Raw genomic sequence first — 25396 nt, forward strand, 5'->3', positions numbered from 1 at the left:
GGACGGGGTCCCACCGGTAGGGTCGCACTGCCGCGGGACCGGTGGGTCCGTGCACGTCGAATCGGTTCCGTCCACATCCGTTCCGATCCGTTCACGCCGATGGTCCCGCGGGTGTGGCGACAGGTGACGTGGCGGCGTCAGACTGACCGTCTCGACTCTGGTGGGACTTCTACCGACGGTGACAATTTCCTGGGGGTGCAGCCGATGACCGGTCGGCTCGGAATCGACGACGTGACCCCGTTCGTGGAGAGCGGAGACCCGGCCAAGGCCGTGGTCGGCGAGGTCGTCCCGATCCGGGCGACCGTGTGGCGGGAGGGACACGACGCCGTCGCGGCGAACGTCGTGTTCACCCCGCTGTCGGCCGACGGGACGCCGGGCGACGCGCAGTACGTGCGGATGCAGCCCGACGGGGTGGGCACCGACCGCTTCGTGGCCTGGGTCCGCCCCGACGCCGAGGGTCGCTGGACCTTCCGCGTCGACGCGTGGAGCGACCCGTGGGCGACCTGGCGCTCGGGCGTGGAGAAGAAGATCGCCGCGGGCCAGACGGCCGAGGAGCTGGCCAACGACCTCGAGGTCGGCGCCCGGCTGCTCGCCAGGGTGGGGCGTCGCCCGGCCGAGAAGGACAGCCGCGACCTGCTGCTCGGCGCCGCGAACACGCTGCGGGACACCGCGCTGCCGCTGCGCGCGCGGGTCGCCCCCGCCCTGTTCGACGCCGTCGTCGCGATCATGGTCGAGCGTCCCGTCCGGGAGCTCATCACCCGCGGCCCGGAGCGGACGATCTTCGTCGACCGGCCCCGCGCGCTCTACGGGTCCTGGTACGAGTTCTTCCCCCGCTCCACCGGCGGGCGCGACGAGACCGGCCGCCCGGTGCACGGCACGTTCGCGACGTCGTCGAAGGAGCTCGACCGCGTCGCGCGGATGGGCTTCGACGTCGTCTACCTGCCGCCGATCCACCCGGTCGGCACGGTGCACCGCAAGGGCCGCAACAACTCCACCCGTGCCGAGCCGGGCGACGTCGGCTCCCCGTGGGCGATCGGCTCCGCCGCGGGCGGGCACGACGCGATCGACCCGGAGCTGGGCGACTTCGACGACTTCGACGCGTTCGTCGCGCGGGCGAACGAGCTCGGCATGGAGATCGCGCTCGACCTGGCGCTGCAGTGCGCGCCCGACCACCCCTGGGTCACCGAGCACCCGGAGTGGTTCACCGTGCGCCCGGACGGGACGATCGCCTACGCGGAGAACCCCCCGAAGCGCTACCAGGACATCTACCCGCTGAACTTCGACCGCGACCCGGCCGGCATCTACGCCGAGTGCCTGCGCGTGGTGCTGAAGTGGGTCGAGCACGGGGTGACGATCTTCCGGGTCGACAACCCGCACACCAAGCCGCCGAACTTCTGGCACTGGCTGATCTGGGAGGTCAAGCGGACCCACCCGGAGGTGCTGTTCCTGGCCGAGGCGTTCACCCGCCCGGCCCGGCTGTTCGGGCTGGCACGGCTGGGCTTCACCCAGTCCTACACGTACTTCACGTGGCGGACCGAGGCCGAGGAGCTCGCCGACTTCGCGACGATGCACGCCGAGCACGCCGACGAGTGCCGCCCCAACCTGTTCACCAACACCCCGGACATCCTCCACGAGTCGTTGCAGACCGGCGGCCCGGCGATGTTCGCGATCCGGGCGACCCTGGCCGCGACGATGTCGCCCACCTGGGGCGTCTATTCCGGCTTCGAGCTGTACGAGGGCACCCCGGTCAAGCCGGGCAGCGAGGAGTACCTGGACTCGGAGAAGTACGAGCTGCGTCCGCGGGACTTCGAGTCCGCCCTGAACCAGGGGCGCTCGCTGGAGCCGTACATGACCCGGCTCAACGAGATCCGCCGCGCCCACCCGGCGCTCCAGCAGCTGCGCGAGATCCACTTCCACGAGGTGGACAACACGAACATCATCGCGTACTCGAAGCTGGACCCGTCCACCGGTGACCAGGTGCTCGTGGTCTGCACGCTGGACCCGGCGGCCCCGCAGCAGGGCACCCTGAAGCTGGACATGCCGGCGCTGGGGCTGCGGTACACCGACGTCGTCGAGGTGCACGACGAGGTGTCGGGCGAGACCTACCGCTGGGGCGAGTACAACTTCGTGCGGCTGGTCCCGACCGACCACGTCGCGCACGTGATCACGCTGCCCGCGCAGGCCCCGCTGCTCTGACCCGCCCCGGCCGCCGCCGTCCACACCCCCTGCCGGGCGTCCACACCCGTCGCGACGGGTGTGGACGGCGGCGGACGGGTGTGGACGCTCAGTCCTCGTCGGCGTCGTCCGCCGGGGGCTCCAGGACCACGGCGGTCGCCCGGAACGGGGCCATCCCGATCCGGAACCCGTTGAGGTCGTCGACGGTGCCGACGGTCTCGCCGGAGAACAGGTCGGTGACCGTCGCGCCCGGCGCCAGGTGCTCGGACCGCACGAACGCGTCCACCTGCTCGTCGGCGAAGTTCAGGACGGTCACGCTGGTCCGGTCGTCGTCGAGCAGGTGCACCATCACCAGCAGGCCGCGGTGCGACACGTCCGGCACGTCGACCTGGCGGGCCGTCGCCACCCCGGAGCGCTTGCGCACGGCCAGGATCGCCTGCATCTGGCGGACGAAGCTGGTCTCGTCGGTCAGCTGGTCGGGCAGCGACCCGTAGAGGCTGCGCCCGCGGGGCATCCCCGACGAGGACCGCTCGGCGTCCGGCCGGTGCCCCATCAGGTCGTGCGCCGGCCGCGAGATCCACCGGGTGTCCCCGGAGTTCAGCAGGTCCGAGACCGAGTCCGGCGGCAGCGTCAGCATGCCCAGCAGGTCCCAGCCCGACAGCGCGAACACCCCGGGCTGGAAGGCGTTGAACATGACCAGCAGCAGGTGCACCCGCCGGATGCGCTCGACGTCGTCGGGGCCGATGTCGTCGAGCGCGGAGATGCCGAGCGAGGCGGCGATGACGGTCGCGGTGGTGCAGGCGATCCCGTTCGTCGTGAAGATCAGGTTGTACGGCGCGTCCGGTCCGGTGAGGACGTCGCACAGGTCGCGGCGGATCGTGTCGGCCAGATCCCCGCCGCGCATGTCCTCGCCGCGGAAGTGGAAGAGCTCGTCGGTGTGGCCCGCGGTCCAGTGCACGAGCTCGTAGGTCAGCTCGTCGTGGTTCTGCAGCGCGTGCACCAGCGACGCCGGGTCGACGCCCAGATCCAGCGCGGTGCGCAGGGTCAGCCGCAGGAACTCGGTGTCGGAGGTCGCGAGCGCGTGGTGGTAGGCGGGGCGGTTGATGAAGTCGTAGGACAGGTCCGCGCCCGCCTCGGAGGTGACCTTGATGTCGTCGACGGTCAGGTTCAGCTCCTGGAAGGTGAACCCGCCGACCTTGCGCACCATGCTCGCGATGAGGTGGTTCGCGGCCTCCGACAGCGGGTGCCCCTCGGACCAGCCGGGGTTCCCGGAGCCCGCCTTCTCCACGCCGAGGAAGCCGTTCGCGTCCAGGCGCAGCGCACCCGAGCCGAGGTCGGCCAGCGAGTGCAGGGCGTCGCCGATGACCATCCGCATGCCCGCGAAGGTCGGGTCCAGCCAGTTGACCGACGGCTGGCCGTCCTTGAAGTAGTGCAGGTACACCCAGCGCCGCACGACGCCGTCGACGCCGGTGACCTCGCCGGTCGCCGACCAGTTGGTCTCCTTCACGCCCTCGCGGTAGAAGATGACCCGCTGCAGCCGGCCGACGATGTAGCCGGCCTTCTCCAGTGCCTCCTCGGTCGCGGCGTCGAGGTTGGCCGAGTCCTTCCCCGGCGGCACGTCCGGCAGCATCCCCCAGTCGGACTGCTCGATCTCGACCATGTGGTAGATGCCCGGGTAGTCGCCGTAGGCGAGCTCGGCGAGCCGGAAGTCCGGGCCCTTGCCGGTGTGGCCGGGGACGATGTCGTCGATGATCGTGCCGCCGTGCCAGGTGGCGGTCGCGCACATCGCGCGGAACTCGTCCTCGGTGCCGAAGGCCGGGTCGAGCTCGTTGGAGATGCGGTCGAAGTGCCCGTCGACGCTCGGGGTGGGCTGCCAGCCCGAGAGTCCGCCCGCCTTCTTCACCGGCCCGGTGTGGACACCCTCGATGCCGATCGTCTCGAACGCCTGCCACAGCGCCTCGTCGCCCAGGGCCGCCAGGAACGACTCGCCGGAGGCGGTGATCAGCGAGATCGGGTAGGCGGTGAACCACACCGACGCCGTCTCGACCGCGTGCCGCGGGCCGGGGCTGGCGTAGGGGTTCTGCCACATCGAGCCCTGCCCGGAGAACTGGCGGGCCAGCTCGTCGGCGTGGCCGAGCATCGACTGGGACAGCAGCCACGACACGTAGACCGGGTTCTCCCCCGATGCCGGGCCGTCCTGCGACACCGACCGGCGCCGCACCGTGGACCGCACCCGGGCGCGGTGACGCAGCGTGCGCGGACGCGCCTCGTGGTAGTACTCGGCGAAGTTCACGTCCGGTGGCTCCGGGACGTGCTCGGCCTCGGCGGGCACCGGTTCGACGGCGGCGAGCGGATCGGCCGGTGCGATCCGGGCCTGGGTCTCCGGGATCGTCGGGGGGATGTCGGCCTTCGGCTCTCGCTCGGTCACGCCGCCGGTCCTCCGGTCGCTGTGGGGGGCAGGTCAGGGCAGGTTCTGGGCATGTCCGGCCCACGGTGCGCCCTGCGACGGCGATCCGCACGCGGGCGCGTGCGCACCGTCGCGGGGTACCCGCGGGCACCACGTCCAGTATGGGTTTCCCGGCACGGGGATGCCGGGCAGAAGCGTGATCACCGCCCGTGACCAACGGGTGGTCGATCCGACACGGACAGTACCGCCCACCCGACCTCCTGACCCGGCCGGGTCGGCCTGTCCCGGTTAGGGTTTTCGCCTGCGGGCCCGGGTGGCACCGACCGGTACCCCGACGTGGTGCGGGCGGTGGCCGCGACCGGTCCGCGGTGGTGTTCACAGGCCGGGCGGACGCCCGGCAGGAGGGGGACGACGCGTGCGGCCGACCGGAGCTTCCGAGGACCTGACGGCGCTCCCGGGCCTGTTGCGTGACTGGCTGCCCGGGCGTCGCTGGTTCGCCGAGAAGGGGCGCCCGCTGACCGGCGTCGCCGTCGCGTCGCGGCACCCGCTGCCCGCCACCGAGGGTGTCACCGGGCTCGAGGTGCTGGTCCTCGCGGTGTCCTTCGCCGACGGTCCGGACCGGCACTACCAGCTGCTCCTGGCCCGCGCCCCGCACGCCCCGGCCGGGGCCGCCCCGATCGGCGACCACGACGGGCAGGTCCTCTACGACGGCCTGCACGACGGGCGCGTCACCGCGCTGCTGCTGCGGCTGATCGCCGAGGGCGCGACCGTCGGTGCCCTGTCGTTCGTGCCCGAGCCGGGCGCGGACCTGCCGCTGACCGAGACCGGCCGCGTCGTCGACGCCGAGCAGTCCAACACCTCCGTCCGCTGGGGCGAGCGCTCCATCCTCAAGGTCTACCGGCGCCTGTCCCCCGGTCTGAACCCCGACCTGGAGCTGCACCGGGCGCTGCGCGCGGCCGGGTCGACGTCGGTCGCGGCGCTGCAGGGCGGGATCGAGGGTGTCCTCGACGGCGAGCCCGCCACCTTCGCGCTGCTGCAGGAGTTCGCGGCCGGCTCGCACGACGGCTGGGAGCGGGCGACCGCGGCCGTCCGCGACCGGACCGACTTCACCGGCGACGCCCGCGCGCTCGGTGAGGCGCTCGCCGACGTGCACGTCGCGCTGCGCGCCGAGCTCGGCACCTCCGAGGCCGACCCGCGCGAGCTGGCGGCGTACTGGACCCGGCGGTGCGCCGAGGTCGCCGACCAGGTGCCGGTGCTCGCCCCGCACGTGCCCGCGATCCGCGCCGTCTACGACGAGGTGGCCGCGCTGGGCGCGCCCGTCGTCGTGCAGCGGGTGCACGGCGACCTGCACCTCGGGCAGACGCTGCGCCGCCCGGACGGCCGCTGGCTGGTCATCGACTTCGAGGGCGAGCCGGCCGCCTCGCCCGAGGAGCGGCGCGCGCCGGACTCCGCGGTGCGCGACGTCGTCGGGATGCTGTTCTCCTTCGACTACGCCGCCTTCCACCACCTGCTGACCCGGTCCGACACGCCCGGGGCAGGTCTCGGTTCGGACACCGCCGAGGCACGCCTCGCTCACGACTGGTCGGCCGCGAACCGTGACGCGTTCTGCGCCGGCTACGCCGCCCGCGCCGGTGAGGACCCGCGCGCGCACGCCGCGCTGCTGCGCGCCTACGAGCTGGACAAGGCCGTCTACCAGGTGCTCTACGAGACCCGCAGCCGTCCGACCTGGCTGCCGATCCCGCTCACCGCGATCGCGCGCGGTACCGCGTAGCACGTCCGGGCCGTCGGCGACACCCGGTGGTCACCGGACCTTCCCGCCGTCGACGCCGGGGCGACGCCCGACTCCCCGGGCGGCCCGGCGCGGGATCGTGGAATCCTCCCCGACCAGGAGGACACCCACCGTGAGACGACCACCCCCCGCCCGGCCCGAGGACCTGTCGTGACCCCGGCCGGTCTGCTCGGTGTGGACGGTCTGGACGGCGTCCTGGGCCTCGTCCAGCGCCCCGACGGGCCCACGCTCGGCGTGACGCTGGCCGTGCTCTTCCTCGGTGTGCTGGTGGAGGGGCCGGTCGTCAGCGTCGTCGCGGGCTCGCTCGCGGGCGCCGGGCTGCTCGACTGGTGGGTGGTGTGGCTGGTGGCGTTCGCCGCCGACGTCGTCGCCGACACCGCCTTCTACGTCCTCGGCCGCGGCGGGCGCCGCCCGGCCGTCGCTCCGCTGCTGGTCCGGCTGGGTCTGACCGAGCGTCGCTGGGACGCACTGCGCGCGAAGGTGGGGGGCCGTCCGGGCCGGTTGGTGCTGGGCGCGAAACTGGTGGACGTCGGCGCGATCCCCGCGTTCCTGGCCATCGGCCTGGCCGGGGTGTCGTACCGGCGGTTCGTGGCCTGGGTGGTCCCGCTGACGGCGGTGCGTTCGGCACTGCTGGTCGGGATCGGCTGGGTGGTCGGGGGCCGGTTCGCCGCGGAGCTGGCCGACCGGCCGTGGATCATCGTGGCGGTGGGGCTGGGCGTGGGCCTGGTGCTCGTGGCCGGGCGCGCGCTGTGGGTGCGTGCCAGGACCTCGCGGAAGGAGAACGTGTGCGCGTCCTGATCGGGGCCGACACCTGGGCACCGGACGTCAACGGGGCCAGCTACGCCGGACAGCGGCTGGCGGCCGAGCTCGCCGCCCGTGGGCACGAGGTGCACGTGGTCGCACCGTCGCGCGGCCTGCGCAGCCTCCCGCCGCGCCGGGTCGGGCCGGTGACCGAACACCGGGTCCGCTCCTGCCGCGTCCCCAAGCCGCCGGACTTCCGGCTCTGCCCGCCGCCCGGGCTGCGCCGGACCTGCCGCGCGATCCTGCGCCGGGTCCGGCCCGACGTCGTGCACGTGCAGAGCCACATGGTGCTGGGCCGGATGCTGCTCACCGCGGCCGCCGACCTCGGGATCCCGTCGATGGCGACCACGCACATGATCCCGGAGAACATCATCCCGGCGATCAGCTTCCTGCACCTGCCGGAGTCCGGGCTCAAGAAGCTGTTCTGGTGGGACGCGGTGCGCGTGCTCAGCCGGGCCGGACTGGTCACCGCGCCCACCCCGCTGGCCGCGTCGATGGCCGAGCAGGGCGGCGTCCCCGGCCCGGTGCTGCCCGTGTCCAACGGCCTGGACCTGGGCCGCTTCCGGCCCGACACCACCGGTCGCGGGCCCGCGTTCCGCGCCCGGCACGGCATCGCCGAGGGCGTGCCGCTGGTCGGCTTCGTCGGGCGGCTGGACCGGGAGAAGCACGTCGACGAGCTGGTCCGCGCCACCGCGCTGCTGCGCGCCGGTGCCGTACCCGACGCGCAGCTGGTCGTCGTCGGCGACGGCGAGGAGCGGGCCCGGCTGGGCGCCCTGGTCCGCGCCGAGCACCTGGAGCACGCGGTCACCTTCACCGGCCGGCTCACCGACGACGAGATCCCCGACGTCTACCCGGCCCTGGACGTGTTCGTGAACGCCGGCACCGCCGAGCTGCAGAGCCTGGTGACACTGGAGGCGATGGCGACCGGGAAGCCGGTCGTCGCCGTCGACGCGGGTGCGCTGCCGCACCTGGCCCGCCCCGGGGTGAACGGCTGGCGCTACCCGCACGGCGACGTCGCCGCGCTCGCCGACCGGCTGGCCCGGGTGCTCGACGACCCCGACGGCGCGGCCGAGCTGGGGGCCGCGAGCCTGCAGATCGCCTCCGAGCACTCACTGGCGGCCACGGTGGACACCTTCGAGGAGCTGTACCGGACGAAGGCCCGCCCGGTCGTGCCGGTGCGCGCGTTCCGCTCGGCGCGCCGCGCCCGCCGGCACGCGGACACCCGGCGGTGACCGCGACGCCGGCGCCCGCCCTCGCGGTGGCTTCTCCCGTGCACGTCGTCGACGGCGCGCCCACCGTCGTCCACACCCTCGGGGACCCGGACGGGGCGCCGGTGCTGGCGCTGCACGGGCTGCGCGGCAGCCACCACGGGCTCGCGCCGCTGGCGTCGCGACTGGCCGGGTACCGCGTCGTCGTGCCGGACCTGCCCGGGTTCGGGGCGTCGCCGCCGTTCACCGACCGCACCCACGACGTCGACGGCTACGCCCGCTGGGCCTCGGCGCTGCTCGCCGACCTCGGCCCGGACACGGTGCTCCTGGGGCACTCGTTCGGGTCGATCGTGGCCGCAGCCGTCTGCGCCGCCGCCGCGACCACCCCGCGGGCGCTGGTCCTGGTCAACCCGATCGCCGAGCCCGCCTCGGGCGCCGGCGGCGTCACCGGCCTCGGGACGGCCGCCACCGCGCTGCTGCACTCCGGTGCCGCCCGGCTCGGCCTCGACGACCTGCTGCGCCACCGGCTGCTCGCCGACGCCGCGACCGTCTCCATGACCACCACCCGCGACCCGCTGCTGCGTCACTGGATCGCCGACGAGCACCGCGCCCACTTCGGCACCTTCGCCACGACGGCGTCGCTGCTGGAGTGCCTCCGCGCCGCCGGTTCCGGCTCGGTGCGGCCCTGGGCGCCCCGGATCACGGTGCCGACACTGCTGCTGGCCGGGGCCCGCGACCGGGTCGCCCCACCGGCCGGGCAGCACGCGCTCGCCGCCGCCTTCCCCGACGCCCGGCTGGTCCTGCTGCCGCGCACCGGCCACCTCGTGCACTACGAGGCCCCGGCGTGGGCGGCCCGCGAGATCCGGGGTTTCGTGGCGCGGTGAGGGTGCTCGTCGACTGCCGCTACATCCGTCCCGGACGCCCGGACGGCATCGGCCGCTACACCACCGGGCTGGTCCGCGCGCTGGACCGGATCGCCCCGGTGGAGCTGCTGGTGTCCGACCCGCGCCAGCGCGACGGGCTGCCCGACCGGCCCGCGCACACCCTGCCCGCCCCGACCGGGGCCGGGGAGCCGCTGGTCGCGCGGCGGGTGAACCGGATCGTCGCCGGGTCACCCGATGCGGTCGTCTTCAGCCCGATGCAGACGATGGGCACGCTCGGGCGCCGCTACGCGGTGGTGCTCACCGTGCACGACCTCATCTACTACCGGCACCCGGCGCCGCCGCCGTGGCTGCCCGCGACGGTGCGGGCCGTGTGGCGGGCCTACCACCTGTCGTGGTGGCCGCAGCGGCTGCTGCTCGCCGGCGCCGACGCCGTCGCGTGCGTGTCCGGCGCGACCGCGGGCCTGGTCGCGGCGCACCGGCTGTCCCGGCGCGAGGTCGCCGTCGTCCCGGACGCCACCGACTTCCACCTGCCGCCCGGCACGCCGACGCGGTCCCGGCCGCCGGGGAACCGGATCGTCTACGCCGGGTCGTTCATGCCCTACAAGGACGTCGCGACCCTGGCCCGGGCCGCGGCCCGGCTGCCCGGCCACGAGCTCCACCTGGTCTCCCCCGTCCCGCCCGGGGTGCGCGCGGAGCTGGAGCGGCTCGCCGCGCCGGCCCGGCCGGTGTTCCACGACGGCGTCGACGACGACGGCTACCGCGCCCTGCTCGACGGCGCCACCGCGCTGGTCTCCGCCTCCCGCGACGAGGGGTTCGGCCTCCCGGTGCTGGAGGCCATGGCGCGGGGCTGCCCCGTCGTCGTCACCGACATCCCGGCCTTCCGCGAGGTCGCGGGCGACGCCGGGGTGTTCGTCGCGCCGGGCGACGACGCCGGGTTCGCCGCCGCCGTGCGCGCGCTGGACACGACGTGGACGCAGCGCTCCGACGCGGTGCGCGCCCGGGCCGCCGAGCAGACCTGGGACGGCGCCGCCGGCGCGCTGCAGGCGGTCCTGGAACGGGCGCTGGCCCGTCACCGGCGCCGGCGCGGGCGGGGATGACGCGGCCCCGCTCACGCTCGACTGCGATCCGGCAACACTGTGCGACCGCGCGCGGCGGACGTTCGTCACCCGCAGTACGGTTCCGCAGTGACCTCCGAGGAGACCCGAGCGACCCGCTCCGAGACCGATGCGTACGCACCGGACCAGGCGACGACCGACCGGCTCCTGGGCGGTGCCCACCACGACCCCCACTCGGTGCTCGGCGCGCATCCGCACGTCGACGGCACCGTGGTCCGTGTCCTGCGGCCGCACGCCGTCTCGGTGGCGGTGCTGCCCAACGGTGACCGCGCGCAGGCCTGCGAGCTGACCAGGGTGCACGACGCCGGACTGTTCTCCGGCCTCGTCCCCGGCTCCGGCGGCGACTACCGGCTGCTCGTGACCTACGGCGACGGCGCCGGCGGCACGACCGAGCAGACGGTCGACGACCCGTACCGCTGGCTGCCGACGCTCGGCGACATGGACCTGCACCTCATCGGCGAGGGACGGCACGAACGCCTGTGGGACGTCCTCGGCGCACACGTCCGGGACTACGACACCCCCTCCGGCCCGGTCGCCGGGACCAGCTTCGCCGTCTGGGCGCCGAACGCCCGCGGTGTGCGGGTCACCGGTGACTTCGACGGCTGGGCCGGTTGGGCGCTGCCGATGCGCTCGCTGGGCAGCTCCGGCGTCTGGGAGGTGTTCCTGCCCGGCGTCGGCGTCGGCGACCGCTACAAGTTCCGCATCCTGGGCCCCGACGGCCGGTGGCGGGACAAGGCCGACCCGATGGCCTTCGCCACCGAGATCCCGCCGCAGACGGCGTCGGTCGTGACCCGCGACGTCCACGAGTGGACCGACGACGCGTGGATGGCCGACCGCGCCCGGCGCCGCCCGCACGCGGAACCGATGAGCGTCTACGAGATGCACCTCGGCTCCTGGGTGCCGGGGCTGGACTACCGGGAGATCGCCGAGCGGCTGGTGGCCTACCTGGACACCACCGGGTTCACCCACGTCGAGCTGCTGCCGGTGGCCGAGCACCCGTTCGGCGGGTCCTGGGGCTACCAGGTGACCTCGTACTTCGCCCCGACCTCGCGGTTCGGCACGCCCGACGACTTCCGGTACTTCGTCGACCGGCTGCACCGCGCGGGCTACGGCGTGATCGTCGACTGGGTGCCCGCGCACTTCCCGCGCGACGAGTGGGCGCTGGCCCGCTTCGACGGCACGGCCTGCTACGAGCACGCCGACCCGCGCCGCGGCGAGCAGCCCGACTGGGGCACGCTCGTGTTCGACTTCGGCCGCAACGAGGTCCGCAACTTCCTCGTCGCGAACGCGCTGTACTGGCTCGAGTCGTTCCACATCGACGGCCTGCGCGTCGACGCCGTCGCCTCGATGCTCTACCTGGACTACTCCCGCGCCGACGGCCAGTGGCTGCCCAACGTCCACGGTGGCCGGGAGAACCTCGACGCGGTGGCGTTCCTGCAGGAGATGAACGCGACCGTCTACCGGGAGCACCCGGGTGTCGTCACGATCGCCGAGGAGTCCACCGCCTGGCCGGGCGTCACCCGGCCCACCTACATGGGCGGTCTCGGGTTCGGGCTCAAGTGGAACATGGGCTGGATGCACGACACGCTCGACTACACCGGGCGCGACCCCATCCACCGCAGCTACCACCACAACCAGATGACCTTCTCGCTGATGTACGCGTTCAGCGAGAACTACGTGCTGCCGATCAGCCACGACGAGGTCGTGCACGGCAAGGGGTCGCTGTGGACCCGGATGCCCGGCGACGACTGGAACAAGGCCGCCGGGGTCCGCGCACTGCTGGCCTACATGTGGGCGCACCCGGGCAAGCAGCTGCTGTTCATGGGCGGCGAGTTCGGGCAACTGCGCGAGTGGTCCGAGCAGCGGTCGCTGGACTGGCACCTGCAGAGCGACGACCCGCTGCACGGCGGGATCACCACCCTCGTCGGGGACCTGAACCGGACCTACCGCGCGCAGTCCGCGCTGTGGTCGCGCGACACCACCCCGGACGGCTTCGGCTGGATCGACGCCAACGACGCGCAGGGCAACGTGTTCTCGTTCCTGCGCCACGGCGTCGACGCCGAGGGCCGCGCCACCGTGCTGGCCTGCGTCGCGAACTTCTCCGGCTCCCCCCGCGAGGACTACCGGGTGGGGCTGCCGTTCGCCGGGAACTGGACCGAGGTCGTCAACACCGACGCGTCGGCCTACGGCGGGTCCGGGGTGGGCAACCTCGGGCGGGTCAGGGGCGAGCAGGTCATGTGGCACGGCCAGCCCGCGTCGGCGGTGCTGCGGCTCCCGCCGTCGGGTGTGCTGTGGCTCGTGCCGGAGGAGACCGGCGGCCCGGTGCTGTCCGCCCCGGCGCAGGAGGCGGCCCCGGCCGCGACGGTCCCTCGGCCGCTGCCCGCCGCCGCGCTGCCCGACGAGCCGGAGGACACCGACGTCGAGGCACCGGTGACCCCGGACGACGACCTGCGGGTCTCCGCCGCCCCGGCGGACCCGGCCGGCCTCGTCGACCCGGGGCCGGACGACTCACAGGACGTCCCGGGCGCCGATCCGGTCTCCACCTCGGTCGCGCCCGCGCCCGGCACCGTCGGTGTCCGGGCGGTGCGCACCGGCACGTTCGTCAACGGGAGCTCCGGGACGGGCGCGTCGGACACCGGGACCACCGCCGGCGACTGAGCTCCGCTGACCGCGACCGGCCCCTCGCCGGGCCGGTCGCGGTCAGCGGTCGGTCGTGCGGGGTCCCCCGCCGGTCCGGTACGGGTCGGCGCGGTGGCGGGTGTGGCGCACCTCCGCACCGGAGCGGTCGGGGGCGGCCGGGGTCGGCCGCACCGGGCCCGGTCGTCGCGTCACCGTGTCGTCCGCCGGCGGACGGTCGCCCCGTGCCGGCGACCTGCGGGACGGTTCGTCGTCGGGGCCGATCCACACGCGTGCCATCGGCTCACCCCGTCACGCGCCGGTCGCCGGGTACCGCCAGTACCGCCAGGGCCCCCAGCGCGGCGACCGCCCCGAACGCGAAGAAGCCCCACGGGTAGGCGAGGCCCGCGGTGAGCAGCACACCGCCGAGGAGCGGCCCGCAGATCGCGCCGAGCCGGCCGATCCCGCTGGCCGCCCCGAGCGCCGAGGCCCGGGCGTGGTCCGGGTAGTGCCGGCTGACGAACGCGTAGACGAGCACCTGCGAGCTGAACACGAACACGCCCGCGAGCAGGACGCTGACGTAGATCCCGCCGCCGGGCAGCGGCACCGCGAGCAGCGCCAGGAAGACCGCGCCCGCGGCGAACCAGCCGACCGTCGCCGTGCGCAGCCCGATCCGGTCGGCGACCCGGCCCGCGACGAGCAGACCGACGATCGCGCCGACGTTCAGTACGAGCAGCTGGGCCAGCGCCGCGTCGAGCCCGTACCCGGCGACCCGCATGATCTGCGGCAGCCAGGTGTTGAGGCCGTAGACCAGCAGCAGCCCCATGAACGAGGCGACCCAGAACGCCACCGACGAGCGCAGGTAGCCGTCGCGGACGAGCTGGGCGACCGGGTTGCGCGACCGCGGCCCGGCCGGTGCGGCCGTCGCGCGGGCCTCGGCGGGCAGCGTGTCCGGCAGGTACCGGGCCAGCAGCGGGACCAGCACGATCGCCGGGAGCGCGCCGAGCACGAACATGGGCCGCCAGCCCCAGACCGGGATGACCAGGATCCCGAGCAGCGAGGTCGCGACGGCGCCGACGTGGTAGCCGGTCATCAGGGTCGTGGTCGCGCTGCCGCCGCGCCCGGGCCTGCTGTGCTCGTTCACCATCGCCAGCGCCACCGGCAGCACCCCGCCCAGGCCGAGCCCGGCCAGGAAGCGCAGCGCGCCGAACGTCCACGGACCGGTCGCGACCGCACACAGCAGCGTCAGCACGGAGAACGCGACGACGGTCGCCAGCATCGCCCGGCGCCGTCCGACGAGGTCGGCGAGCGGGCCCGCCGAGAGGGCGCCGGCCATCACACCGAGCAGCCCGGCGGTGGACACCAGCGACGCCGTCGCCGGGGTCAGGCCCCAGGCGGGCTCCTCCAGCAGCGACGGCAGCACGACGCCGAGCACCACCAGGTCGAAGCCCTCGAGCGCCACCGCCGCCCAGCACAGTGGGGCCACCCAGCCCCCGTGGCGGACGGCGTCGGGGGCGGTGGTGGGTCCGCGGGCGGGGTCGGGCCGTGACGTCTGCGCCATCCGGGAGCCTCCTTGCGTCTCGGGTGGCGCGGAGTCTGGACCGTCAGGCCGGTGCGCGGGCCGACTCTTCCGCAGAGCGGAAGGACCCGCCGGGAACCGGTCCGGTCGCCGGACGCAGCAGCGACCACCAGGTCACCAGGAGCACCGCCGTGTAGAGCGCCCGCCCGAGCGGGGTCGCCCAGCCGCCGTCGGCCCACAGGTCCGACCAGCTCACCGGGACGACGGCGAGACACCCGACCGCGACGACGACCCGGCGGCGGGTGTCCCCCGCCTCCCCGGACGCGACGAGCGCCAGCAGCCCGGGCACGAGCAGCAGCAGGTAGTTGTGCCAGGCGATCGGCGCGGCCAGCAGACCGGTGGCGAGCACCGCGAACAGCGCCGTCCCGCCCGGGTCGGTGCCCGCGGCCGGGCCCGCTCCGTACCGGCGGGTACGCCGCCCGAGGTGGACGAGCGTGCCGACCGCGACCCCCGCGCCCACGAGGGTCCCGACGACGGTCGGGATCCCCCAGCGCAGCGCCTGGCCCGGGAGCGACGCGTTGTCCGGGGTGGGGCCGACCGGCTCGGCCAGCGCCATCGCCAGCCACTGGAACGCCGTCGGCCACCCGGCGACGGCGACGCCGACGAGCGTCGCGACCGCCGCGGCGGCGATCCCGGCCGCGAACGGCCGCCACCGGGCCTGCACGGCGGGGAGCAGCAGCACCGGCGCGAGCGAGGGCTTGAGGGCGACCGTCACGCCGTAGCAGGCGGCGGCCAGCAGCGGGTGCCCGCGACGTTCGGCGACCCAGCCCGCGGTCAGCCCGGCCAGCAGCAGCGGATAGATCTGGCCCAGCAGCAGCGTCCCGTGCAGCGGCGACGACGCCAGCACCACCACGAGCGCGCCGGTCGTCCAGCGGCGGCCCAGCCGCAGCTCCCGGCAGACCAGCAGCACCGACCCGGCGACGAGCAGCACCGACAGCGCCGTCAGCAGCCGGTAGCCGGTGACCGGGTCGAGCAGGGCCAGCGGCGCGAGCAGCACCGACAGCAGCGGCGGGTTGAGGTTGTGCAGGCGGGCGCCGGTGTCGTAGATCGCGGCGCTGCCCGGGCCGTGCCGGACCAGCGCGTACGCCGAGGCGCGGAAGGTGTCGAAGTCGACGTGCATCCGCGCGATGTCGGTCGCCGGGATCCAGCGCAGCAACGGCGGGCCGCCCAGCAGGAACAGCAGTGCCGCGGTCACCAGCGCGGCGACGGCGACGACCGGCGCCACCGGCCGGGCGAGGCGGTGCACGGCGTCGCGCACCGCGAGCGCCCGCCGCGCCGTCCGCCCGGTCCACCCCGTCCGCACGGGGTCCGCCGCGGCGGGGCCCGACCGGAGGTCCGCGGTCACCGCGTGTCCCGCCGACCGGCCGATGCCGACCCGGTCCTCGTGGGCACCGGATCCGGCGGCCGCGGGGTCCGCAGGCGGACCTCCGGCGGCCGGTGGGTCATCGGGGCGGGGTCCGGCTCAGAACAGGGCGCGGGCGAGCGCGCGCCGGGCCGTGGCGACCCGCGGGTCGTCGGCCGGGAAGAGCTCGAAGAGCCCGACGAGGTGCCCGCGGGCCCGGTCACGGTCCTCGCCCCCGGTCCGGGCGACGGTGCCGACCAGCCGGGTGAAGGCGGCCTCGACCCGGTCGGCGGCCAGCTCGGCGTCGGCCGCGGCGAGCTGGGCGTCGACGTCGTCGGGCGCGGCGTCGGCCCGCTCGATCGACGACGGGTCGGCCTGCTCGGCGCGGGCGAGGAAGCGGACCTGCGCCAGCGCCGCCTTCGCCTGCTCGTTGGCGGGCTCGGTGTCGAGGATCGCGGTGTAGGCGGCCTCGGCGGCGGCGTAGTCACCCTGTTCCAGGGCGTCCTCGGCGGCGGTGAAGCGCGGGTCCTCGGGCTCCTCGACGGGCTCGTCCGAACCGGCCGCGGCCGCCCGGCGCTCCCCCTCGGCGATGGCGGGCATCCGGTCGCGCAGCGCGTCGAGCAGGGACGTCACCCACTCGGCGACCCGGTCCTCGGGGATCGCGCCGTTGACCGCGTCGACCGGCTGACCGCCGACGAGCACGACCAGCATCGGGACCTGCTGCACGCCGAAGGCCTGGGCGACCCGGGGCTGGGTGTCGATGTCGACCCGGGCCAGGCGCCAGGCGCCGCCGCCGGTCGAGGCGAGCCGCTCCAGCTCCGCCGACAGCTGCTCCTCGCGCGGGTAGCGGCTGGCCCACAGCTCGACGACGACCGGGACCTGCAGCGACGGCTCGAGGACCTCGTTCTGGAAGCCCTGCTCGGTCGCGTCGACGACCCAGGAGCCGTCGCCCCCGCCGGGCGCGGGCGGACCACCCGCGGCACCGCCGGACGGGGCGGGACGGTTCGCCGCATCGGCACGGGCCTTCAGCCCGGAGAGGTCGACCGCCCCGGCCATGGCCGAGGACATCGCCGCACGCTGGGCCGCCTGACGAGGATCTGGGCGAGACACGCCGTCCATCCTGGCACGTCCGGGTGTCCGGCGTGACACGCCCCGCCCGGTGACACGCGCCCCCGCGCGACGCGTGCGCCACCGGCCGGTCGGCGTCATCCCCTCGCCGGCTCGGGCCCTCGTCCGCTCCCGGCCCGCCCCCTCCCCACCCCGGACGACGCTGCTCCGTCCGGCCGCCCCTGCGCCGTTCGGTCGCCGGCCCGGCCCCGGTACCGGGCCGCACGGCCGACGGCGGGGACGACGGCGCTCCCACGATCACCGGACCGGCGGAGCAACACCGGGCGTCGTCACTCGTTGAACACCCTGCAGGGACTCGATGCTGACTCTGCGTGACCGCGGCGGGGCGTTCCCCCGGTTGCCCCACCCCGCGGTCCCCTTCCCCGACAGAACGACCGCCGGCACCCCGGCGCACAACGGAGGGCTCCAACCCGATGAGCAACATGCAGACGACCGACAAGCCGACCCTGGCCTACGCGTCGCTGGCGCTGGGCATCATCGCGATCGCCGCGTTCCTCGTCCCGATCGCCGCCTGGATCCTGGGTGCCGCGGGCCTGGTCACCGGCTTCCTCGCCTACCGCAAGCCGGGCATGGCCAAGCTCGCCCAGATCGGCATGACCGTCAGCTTCGTCGGCATCCTCGCCGGCGTGTACTACTTCTCGACGATCATGGCGGGCTGACGACGGCTCTCCTCGCGGTACGCCGCGACGACGACACGGCCTCCGGACCCGGTCCGGACGCCCGACGGCCGGTGACGGGTCTCCCGTCACCGGCCGTCGTCGTCCCGGCCACCGGCGCTCCGGTGGCCCCGCCCCGGTGCGCGTCGGCCGGCAGGGCCCGTCGTCAGGCCGGCGCGGCGAGCCCGGCCAGCAGCTCCGCCGTCTCCTCCGGCCGGGTGAGCATCGGGAAGTGCCCGCCCGCGAGCTCCACGAGCCGCGCGCCGACCCGGTCCGCCTCCCGCCGTCCCGCGACGGGGCTGACGACCCGGTCCTCCGCGCACACCACCGACACCGTCGGCACCGCGGGCCACGACGACACCGGGCACGGCTCGGCGAGCAGCGACCAGTCCTGCGGGCGCAGCTCCGCCGCCGCGTCCGCGACCACGGCCCGCCCGTCGCGTCCCGCCGCGTCGAGCTCGTCGGCGACGCCCCGGTAGAGCCCGTCGGCGACGGTCCGTGCGTCCGGCCAGTACGTGCTGACCCCCGGGCCGCGACGGACCTCCGCGTCGTAGCCGGCGACCATCAGGTCGCGCTCGGCACGCATCCGGTCCCGGTAGGGACGACCCGGCTCGGGGACGAGCGCCGCGACCAGGACCAGCGCCCGGACGCGGTCGGCGATCCGGCCGGCGGCCGCGGTGGCCACGAGGCCGCCGAGCGAGTGGCCGACCAGCACGAGCGGCGGACCGTCGCCCCGGTGACCGGGTCCGCCCGGCCCGTCGCCGGCCCCGGACAGGACCGCGCCGACGAGCTCGGCGTGGCCGACCCCCGGCTCGTCGGACGGGAGGTCCGGCGCGACCGCCGCCACACCCCGGGCCGCCAGTGCCTCGGTCACCGGCGCCCACGACACCCCGCGGTGCCAGGCGCCGTGGACCAGCACGACCCGTGCCGGACCGGGTCCCCCGGCCCCCGGTCCGGCCGGGGCGCTCACGCGCCGCCCCCGCGCAGGTGCTCCTCGACCCGCTCCACCTTGGCCTGCAGCTGCCCCCGGTACCCGGGCCGGATGTCGGCCTTGAGGACCAGGCTGACCCGCGGCGACACGGCGGTGACGGCCTCGACGGCGCGCTTGACCACCGCCATCCCCTCGTCCCAGGTCTCGGACTCGATCGTGGTGAACATCGAGGTGGTCTCGTTCGGCAGGCCGGACTCGCGGACCACCCGGACGGCCTCGGCGACGGCCGCACCGACGCTGCCGTCCCCGGAGTCCGATCCGGACGGGGCGATGCTGAAGGCGAAGAGCATGCCGACACCGTGCCACGCCCGGCATACGGAACGGATCCGGTCACGGCACTTGCTAGCGTCGGGCCATGGCATCCCGCGGGTCGCTCCCCTTCGACCCGATCCAGCGTGCGGCCGAGCTCTGGGAGGAGCGGGTCGGCCCCGCGCGCACGATGGCGACGGTCACCAGCGTGATGCGGGTGCAGCAGATCCTGCTCTCCGCCGTCGACGCGGCGCTGCGGCCGCACGGGCTGACCTTCGCCCGCTACGAGGCCCTGGTGCTGCTGGACTTCGCGCGCCGCGGCAGCCTCCCGATGCGGGTGATGGGCGAGCGCCTGCAGCTGCACCCGACGAGCGTGACCAACATCGTCGACCGGCTGCAGGGCGACGACCTCGTCCGGCGGATGCCGCACCCCACCGACCGCCGCGCCACCCTGGTCGAGCTGACCACCGAGGGACGCGCCCGGCTGGAGAAGGCCACGGCCGCGGTGACCGGCATCGACTTCGGCCTGTCCGGGCTGGACCCGGCCGAGGAGGAGCAGCTGACCGCGCTGCTGCGCTCGGTGCGCCGCGCCGCCGGCGACTTCGCCTGACCCCCGCACCTCAGCCGGCCCGTCTCCGCCGTCGCGGCCCGCCCGGTGGCGGACCGCCGTGTCCCGGGCCGCGCCAGCTGCGCATCACCGATCCGCGGGGCGGCCGGGGCCACAGCATCCGCCGCACCGCGGCCCGCCCGGCCAGCGCTCCGCTGAGGCCGGACAGACCCACGCACGCCAGGTAGTCGATGAGGTCCACGGGCACGCTCCGGAGGATTCGGGGATGGTGGTGACGCGGGTTGCGTCAACGGTGTTGACCCTACGACGGGGCACCGACAGAATCGGTCGCGTGCACGCTCCACCGCCCTCCACCGACCGGCCCTCCCCCGCCCGGCCCGGTACCGGCGCGGCGCTGCGGGCGGCGCGCGACCGGCGGGGCTGGTCCCAGTCCGAGGCGGCCCGCGCGCTGGCCGCGCTCGTCGCCGGGAGCGGCGGCACCGCGCGGGCCGCGAGCCTGAAGACCCAGCTGTCGCGCTGGGAGAACGACCACGCCGTCCCGGACGCCGCGCACCGCGCGCTCCTGGCCGAGCTGTACGACAGCACCCCCGCCGGGCTCGGCCTCTCCGACGCGACCGGGCCGGACCCCCTCGACGGGGCGGCGCGGCTGCGTGCGGCGCTGGAGCGGGCCGCCGCCGTCGGGGAGGAGGAGCTGGACCTGCTGCGCGCCCAGTGGGCCGCCACCACCGCGCTGGACGACCGGCTGGGCACGGCCGCCGCCCACGACGCGGTGGCCGCCGTGGTCGCCCAGCTGCGCGAGCCGGCCGCGCACGCGCGGGACCCGCGCCGGGTGCGGGCGCTCACCGGGCTGCTCGCCGCGGCCGCGCTGCGGCTCGGGGACCAGGAACGCGACCGTGCCGCCCCGGACCGGGCGTGGGCGGCCTACGTCGAGGCGGAGTCCGCCGCCCTGCGAGCCGGTGACCCGGGGACCGCGGACGAGGCCCGGCACCGGCGGGAGCGGCTGCTGGCCGAGCTGCCGGCCGTCGACGCGCAGGACGGCGCTCCGGATCCGGCCGGACCGCACGGCTCCACCGGACGGCGCGCGGCCACCTCGACGGGCGCCGCCGGGCCCGGGGAGGCAGCTCCCGGGGACGAGGCCGGGCACAGCGGCGAGACCGGGCACAGTGGCGAGACCGGGCGGGCCGACCCCGGGCCCTGCCCGACCGTCGACGTCCACACCGCCCCCGCGTGGCTCACCGTCGCCGACGGCCCGCCGCAGAGGCCGGTCCGCGAGCGCACCGACCTCGCCCTGGACGAGGTGCTCACCGCCCTGCGCGACGGCGACGGCCCCGCCGCGCGGGCCGCCCACGCCCGGGCCCGGGCACTCGCCCTGCGCAGCGGGTCGCAGCGCGTCCTCGACCGGCTCGCGACGCTGCCCGGGGCCACGCCCCCCTGACCGGGGTACCGGCTCAGCCCGACTGTTCCAGCAGCTCGTCGGCGGCGGCCCACGGGTCCAGCTCGCCGCCCAGCACCCGCTCGGTGAGGGTGTCGAGCGCGTCGCCGCCACGCACCCGTTCCATCCGGGCCCGGACCTGTTCCATCCCGATGCCCTCGATCTCGCGACGCGCCCGCTCGCGGCGCCGCCGTTCCCGTTCACCGGACTTCTCGGCCCAGGCGAGGTGCTCGTCGAGGGCGTCGGCGACGGCCCCGATCCCCTCCGAGCGGGACGCGACCGTCGAGAGCACCGGCGGCTCCCACGGCTCGGTGCCGATGCTCGTTCCGCCTGCGCTCCTCTCGGCACCGTCCGGCGTGCGCAGGTGCAGCATGTTCCGCAGCTCGCGCACCGTGCGGCGGGCCCCCTCGCGGTCGGCCTTGTTGACCACGAAGACGTCGCCGATCTCCAGGATCCCGGCCTTGGCCGCCTGGATGCCGTCGCCCATCCCGGGCGCGAGCAGCACGACGGTGCTGTCGGCGAGCCCGACGATCTCCACCTCGGACTGCCCGACACCGACGGTCTCGATCAGCACGACGTCGCAGCCCGCGGCGTCGAGTACACGCAGGGCCTGCGGCGTCGCCCAGGACAGCCCGCCCAGGTGCCCGCGGGTGGCCATCGACCGGATGAAGACGCCGTCGTCGTCGGCGTGGTCGCCCATCCGCACCCGGTCGCCCAGCAGCGCCCCGCCGCTGAACGGCGAGGACGGGTCCACCGCCAGCACCCCGACCCGGCGTCCGCGCGTCCGCAGCTCGGTGACCAGCGCCGACGTCGACGTCGACTTGCCCACCCCCGGGGACCCGGTCAGCCCGACGACGTGCGCGCGCCCGGTGTGCGGCGACAGCGCCGCCGACACCTCCCGCAGCTGCGGGCCGGCGTTCTCCACCATCGAGATGAGCCGGGCGACGGCGAGCTGTTCGCCGCGGCGGGCGCGTTCCACCAGGTCACGGGGGTCCGGCGGTCCGGGCACGGTCGGCCTCCTTGTCGGGGGGCGGATGCACGTCGGCCCCCGCCGAGGCGGGGGCCGACGTGGACTACACGGAGATCAGGCCTTCGGGACGCGCACGATCAGCGCGTCGCCCTGGCCACCGCCGCCGCACAGCGCGGCCGCGCCGACGCCGCCACCGCGCGCCTTGAGCGCGAGCGCCAGGTGCAGCGCGATCCGCGCGCCGGACATGCCGATCGGGTGGCCGAGGGCGATGGCGCCGCCGTCGACGTTCACCTTCTCCTCGTCGATGCCGAGCTTGCGGGCGGAGACGATGCCGACCGCGGCGAACGCCTCGTTGATCTCGATGAGGTCGAGGTCGGCGGGCTGGATGCCCTCCTTCTCGCACGCCTTGGCGATGGCGTTGGCCGGCTGCTCGTGCAGCGAGGCGTCCGGACCGGCGACGACGCCGTGCGCGCCGATCTCGGCGATCCAGTCCAGGCCCAGCTCCTCGGCCTTGGCCTTGCTCATCACGACCACGGCGGCCGCGCCGTCGGAGATCTGCGAGGCCGACCCCGCGGTGATCGTGCCGTCGGCGGCGAAGGCGGGCCGGAGCTTGCCGAGGCCCTCGGCGGTGGTGTCGCCGCGCACGCCCTCGTCGGTCGAGAAGACGACCGGGTCGCCCTTGCGCTGCGGGATCTCGACCGGGGCGATCTCCTGGTCGAACGTGCCGTCCTGCGCGGCGCGGGCGGCGCGCTGGTGCGAGCGGGCGGAGAAGGCGTCCTGCTCCTCGCGGGTCAGGCCGTAGCGCTCGTTGTACTTCTCGGTGGAGGCGCCCATCGCGACCTGGTCGAACGCGCAGAACAGACCGTCGTAGGCCATGTGGTCGGTGAGGGTGGCGTCACCGAACTTGGTGCCCTCGCGGGACTTGGCGAGCAGGTGCGGGGCCTGGGTCATCGACTCCTGGCCACCGGCGACGACGATGTCGAACTCGCCGGCGCGGATGAGCTGGTCGGCCAGCGCGATGGCGTCGACACCGGACAGGCAGACCTTGTTGATGGTCAGCGCCGGGACGTCCATCGGGATGCCGGCCTCGACGGCGGCCTGACGCGCCGGGATCTGTCCCGCGCCGGCGGTGAGGACCTGCCCCATGATCGTGTACTGGACCTGGTCGGGGGCCACACCGGCGCGCTCGAGCGCGGCCTTGATGGCCACGCCGCCCAGCTGGGCCCCGGAGAAGCCCTTCAGGGAGCCGAGCAGACGGCCCATCGGGGTGCGGGCGCCGGCGACGATCACGGTTCCGGACACGGGGTCCTCCATCAGGCTTCGTTGTCAGGTGGGCCGCCACCATACCCACGGCCACGACCCGTCCGGACGCACCGAACGGTGGGGGTGACCAGTGGCACAGGCACCTACCGACGAGTAGAACCGGTAGCTTCTGCCCCCATGACGACAACCGAGGACGCCCTGTCGCCGCTGGTCGTGGCCGTGGACCACGTGGGCATCGCGGTGCCCGACCTGGACGAGGCCATCCGCTGGTACGCGGAGAACCTGGGCCTGGTCGCGGTGCACACCGAGACCAACACCGAGCAGGGCGTGCGCGAGGCCATGCTCGGGGCGCCCGGCGAGGCGGCCGGCGCCACGAAGGTGCAGCTGCTCGCCCCGCTGAACGAGGACTCGACGATCGCGAAGTTCATCGGCCGCAACGGCCCGGGGCTGCAGCAGGTCGCCTACCGGGTCACCGACGTCGCCGCCGCGGCGGACGCGCTGCGGGCGAAGGGCCTGCGCCTGCTCTACGACGCCCCGCGCCGCGGCACGTCGAACTCGAAGGTCAACTTCGTGCACCCGAAGGACGCCGGCGGGGTGCTGGTCGAGCTCGTCGAGCCGGCCGCGGACGCGCACTGACGGACGACGCACGACCCCGTCCCGAAGGACAGTACGGACGTCCGGTGGGGTGCATCACGAAGCGCACTTCGGGTATCACCCTCACCGGCGACCTACGGTTAAGATACTACGCAGTAACTTGCGGTATCCCAAGCATCATCGGGTGAGCCCACCCGACTCCCCTGACAACGTCGCCATCGGAGGCCAGCAGTGAAGGACATCCGCGACGCCATCCTCGCCGGACGGTTCACCGACGTCGGAGGCCTGGAGGTGCCCGAGCACTACCAGGGCGTCACCGTCCGCGCCGAGGACGCGGACATGTTCGAGGGTCTGACCACCAAGGAGAAGGACCCGCGCAAGAGCCTGCGCGTCGAGGACGTCCCGGTCCCCGAGCTCGGCCCCGGTGAGGCGCTCGTGGCCGTCATGGCCAGTGCGATCAACTACAACACCGTCTGGACCTCGATCTTCGAGCCGGTCTCGACGTTCAGCTTCCTCAAGCGCTACGGCAAGCTCTCGCCGCTGGCCAAGCGGCACGACCTGCCCTACCACGTGGTCGGCTCCGACCTCGCCGGCGTCGTCGTGCGGACCGGGCCGGGCGTGAACAGCTGGAAGCCGGGCGACCAGGTCGTCGCGCACTGCCTCTCGGTCGAGCTGGAGAGCCCGGACGGGCACTCCGACACGATGATGGACCCGGAGCAGCGCATCTGGGGCTTCGAGACCAACTTCGGCGGCCTCGCCGAGCTGGCCCTGGTCAAGTCCAACCAGCTGATGCCGAAGCCGGACCACCTTACCTGGGAGGAGGCCGCGTCCCCGGGCCTGGTCAACTCCACCGCCTACCGCCAGCTGGTGTCGAAGAACGGCGCCGACATGAAGCAGGGCGACGTCGTGCTGATCTGGGGCGCCTCCGGCGGCCTCGGCTCCTACGCCACCCAGTTCGCCCTCAACGGCGGCGCCACCCCGATCTGCGTCGTCTCCTCGGAGGAGAAGGCCCAGATCTGCCGCGACATGGGCGCGGAGCTGGTCATCGACCGCAATGCCGAGGGCTACAAGTTCTGGAAGGACGAGACCACCCAGGACCCGAAGGAGTGGAAGCGGCTCGGCGCGAAGATCCGCGAGCTCACCGGCGGCGAGGACCCCGACATCGTCTTCGAGCACCCGGGCCGCGAGACCTTCGGCGCCTCGGTCTACGTCACCCGCAAGGGCGGCCAGATCGTCACCTGCGCCTCGACCTCGGGCTACATGCACGAGTTCGACAACCGCTACCTGTGGATGAACCTCAAGCGGATCGTCGGCTCGCACTTCGCGAACTACCGCGAGGCCTACGAGGCCAACCGGCTCGTCGCCAAGGGCATGATCCACCCGACGCTGTCGCGGGTGTACCCGCTGACCGAGACCGGCCAGGCCGCCAACGACGTCAAGCAGAACCTCCACCAGGGCAAGGTCGGCGTGCTCGCGCTGGCTCCCGAGGAGGGACTCGGTGTCACGAACCCGGAGAAGCGCGAGAAGCACCTGTCCGGCATCAACCGGTTCCGGGGCGTCTGACCCCCGATCGGTCGTCCGGAGGCCCCGTCCGTGTCACACGGACGGGGCCTCTGTCCATAGCGGGGT

At 74.8% G+C, this 25396-nt stretch carries 21 protein-coding genes; 12 read left to right on the forward strand and 9 right to left on the reverse strand.

What is annotated here, in order from left to right:
• Window positions 1-204: 204 nt before the first annotated feature.
• A complete protein-coding gene (locus tag ND486_RS10245) occupies window positions 205-2196 on the forward strand; it encodes an alpha-1,4-glucan--maltose-1-phosphate maltosyltransferase (RefSeq protein WP_251784068.1) in 1992 nt (663 codons plus the stop codon).
• A gap of 88 nt (window positions 2197-2284) precedes the next feature.
• On the opposite strand, the gene treS is transcribed toward ND486_RS10245, so the two are convergent.
• A complete protein-coding gene (treS, locus tag ND486_RS10250) occupies window positions 2285-4603 on the reverse strand; it encodes a maltose alpha-D-glucosyltransferase (protein WP_251784070.1) in 2319 nt (772 codons plus the stop codon).
• A 394-nt stretch (window positions 4604-4997) separates the two neighbouring features.
• Between treS and ND486_RS10255 the strand changes: the two genes are divergently transcribed.
• From ND486_RS10255 to glgB, 6 genes are all read left to right on the forward strand, one after another.
• Window positions 4998-6353 (forward strand): aminoglycoside phosphotransferase, encoded by a 1356-nt coding sequence (locus ND486_RS10255; RefSeq protein ID WP_251784072.1) that lies wholly within the window; start codon window positions 4998-5000, stop codon window positions 6351-6353.
• A gap of 168 nt (window positions 6354-6521) precedes the next feature.
• Window positions 6522-7169 (forward strand): hypothetical protein, encoded by a 648-nt coding sequence (locus tag ND486_RS10260; RefSeq protein ID WP_208823506.1) that lies wholly within the window; start codon window positions 6522-6524, stop codon window positions 7167-7169.
• Window positions 7157-8404 carry a glycosyltransferase gene (locus ND486_RS10265; RefSeq protein WP_224401580.1) on the forward strand — a complete coding sequence of 416 codons (1248 nt, stop codon included), beginning with the start codon at window positions 7157-7159 and terminating at the stop codon, window positions 8402-8404. The genes ND486_RS10260 and ND486_RS10265 overlap by 13 nt, the downstream gene beginning before the upstream one ends.
• A complete protein-coding gene (locus ND486_RS10270; protein ID WP_251784074.1) occupies window positions 8401-9264 on the forward strand; it encodes an alpha/beta fold hydrolase in 864 nt (287 codons plus the stop codon). The genes ND486_RS10265 and ND486_RS10270 overlap by 4 nt, the downstream gene beginning before the upstream one ends.
• Window positions 9261-10361, forward strand: coding sequence for a glycosyltransferase family 1 protein (locus tag ND486_RS10275; RefSeq protein WP_208823512.1), 1101 nt, complete (start codon window positions 9261-9263; stop codon window positions 10359-10361). Before ND486_RS10270 ends, ND486_RS10275 begins: the two co-directional genes overlap by 4 nt.
• 87 nt (window positions 10362-10448) lie before the next feature.
• A complete protein-coding gene (gene glgB, locus ND486_RS10280) occupies window positions 10449-13037 on the forward strand; it encodes a 1,4-alpha-glucan branching protein GlgB (RefSeq protein WP_251784076.1) in 2589 nt (862 codons plus the stop codon).
• A gap of 262 nt (window positions 13038-13299) precedes the next feature.
• On the opposite strand, the gene ND486_RS10285 is transcribed toward glgB, so the two are convergent.
• The 3 genes from ND486_RS10285 to ND486_RS10295 form a co-directional block, all read right to left on the reverse strand.
• Window positions 13300-14556: an aromatic acid/H+ symport family MFS transporter gene (locus ND486_RS10285; RefSeq protein WP_251784078.1), complete on the reverse strand. Its 1257-nt coding sequence runs from the start codon at window positions 14554-14556 to the stop codon at window positions 13300-13302.
• A 43-nt stretch (window positions 14557-14599) separates the two neighbouring features.
• A complete protein-coding gene (locus ND486_RS10290; RefSeq protein ID WP_251784080.1) occupies window positions 14600-15919 on the reverse strand; it encodes a glycosyltransferase family 87 protein in 1320 nt (439 codons plus the stop codon).
• A gap of 117 nt (window positions 15920-16036) precedes the next feature.
• On the reverse strand, window positions 16037-16984 hold the full coding sequence (locus ND486_RS10295) for a tetratricopeptide repeat protein (RefSeq protein ID WP_251784082.1): 948 nt from the start codon (window positions 16982-16984) through the stop codon (window positions 16037-16039).
• Between the two features lie 473 nt (window positions 16985-17457).
• Between ND486_RS10295 and ND486_RS10300 the strand changes: the two genes are divergently transcribed.
• Window positions 17458-17703 (forward strand): hypothetical protein, encoded by a 246-nt coding sequence (locus ND486_RS10300; RefSeq protein ID WP_062397308.1) that lies wholly within the window; start codon window positions 17458-17460, stop codon window positions 17701-17703.
• 163 nt (window positions 17704-17866) lie between these two features.
• Here the strand turns inward: ND486_RS10300 and ND486_RS10305 are convergent, their stop codons facing one another.
• Together ND486_RS10305 and ND486_RS10310 are read right to left on the reverse strand one after the other, a co-directional pair.
• On the reverse strand, window positions 17867-18670 hold the full coding sequence (locus tag ND486_RS10305) for an alpha/beta fold hydrolase (protein WP_251784084.1): 804 nt from the start codon (window positions 18668-18670) through the stop codon (window positions 17867-17869).
• Window positions 18667-18981, reverse strand: coding sequence for a thiamine-binding protein (locus tag ND486_RS10310; protein WP_020623304.1), 315 nt, complete (start codon window positions 18979-18981; stop codon window positions 18667-18669). Before ND486_RS10310 ends, ND486_RS10305 begins: the two co-directional genes overlap by 4 nt.
• Window positions 18982-19046: 65 nt before the next feature.
• Here ND486_RS10310 and ND486_RS10315 point away from each other — a divergent pair, with 65 nt between their 5' ends.
• Window positions 19047-19550, forward strand: coding sequence for a MarR family winged helix-turn-helix transcriptional regulator (locus tag ND486_RS10315; protein WP_062397315.1), 504 nt, complete (start codon window positions 19047-19049; stop codon window positions 19548-19550).
• Between the two features lie 10 nt (window positions 19551-19560).
• On the opposite strand, the gene ND486_RS10320 is transcribed toward ND486_RS10315, so the two are convergent.
• Window positions 19561-19755, reverse strand: a complete 195-nt coding sequence (locus ND486_RS10320; protein ID WP_145983083.1) for a hypothetical protein — start codon at window positions 19753-19755, stop codon at window positions 19561-19563.
• A gap of 84 nt (window positions 19756-19839) precedes the next feature.
• Between ND486_RS10320 and ND486_RS10325 the strand changes: the two genes are divergently transcribed.
• Entirely contained in the window at window positions 19840-20943 is a 1104-nt protein-coding gene (locus tag ND486_RS10325; RefSeq protein ID WP_251784086.1) for a hypothetical protein, read from the forward strand.
• Between the two features lie 13 nt (window positions 20944-20956).
• On the opposite strand, the gene meaB is transcribed toward ND486_RS10325, so the two are convergent.
• A complete protein-coding gene (gene meaB / locus ND486_RS10330; RefSeq protein WP_251784088.1) occupies window positions 20957-21949 on the reverse strand; it encodes a methylmalonyl Co-A mutase-associated GTPase MeaB in 993 nt (330 codons plus the stop codon).
• Window positions 21950-22024: 75 nt separating this feature from the next.
• Entirely contained in the window at window positions 22025-23212 is a 1188-nt protein-coding gene (locus ND486_RS10335) for an acetyl-CoA C-acetyltransferase (protein ID WP_251784090.1), read from the reverse strand.
• A gap of 138 nt (window positions 23213-23350) precedes the next feature.
• Between ND486_RS10335 and mce the strand changes: the two genes are divergently transcribed.
• Both mce and ccrA read left to right on the forward strand, forming a co-directional pair.
• A complete protein-coding gene (mce, locus tag ND486_RS10340) occupies window positions 23351-23809 on the forward strand; it encodes a methylmalonyl-CoA epimerase (RefSeq protein ID WP_062397320.1) in 459 nt (152 codons plus the stop codon).
• Window positions 23810-23998: 189 nt separating this feature from the next.
• A complete protein-coding gene (gene ccrA / locus ND486_RS10345) occupies window positions 23999-25330 on the forward strand; it encodes a crotonyl-CoA carboxylase/reductase (protein WP_062397321.1) in 1332 nt (443 codons plus the stop codon).
• The last annotated feature ends 66 nt before the right edge of the window (window positions 25331-25396 follow it).

Source organism: Pseudonocardia sp. DR1-2, from assembly GCF_023717215.1.
Taxonomy (GTDB): domain Bacteria; phylum Actinomycetota; class Actinomycetes; order Mycobacteriales; family Pseudonocardiaceae; genus Pseudonocardia; species Pseudonocardia alni.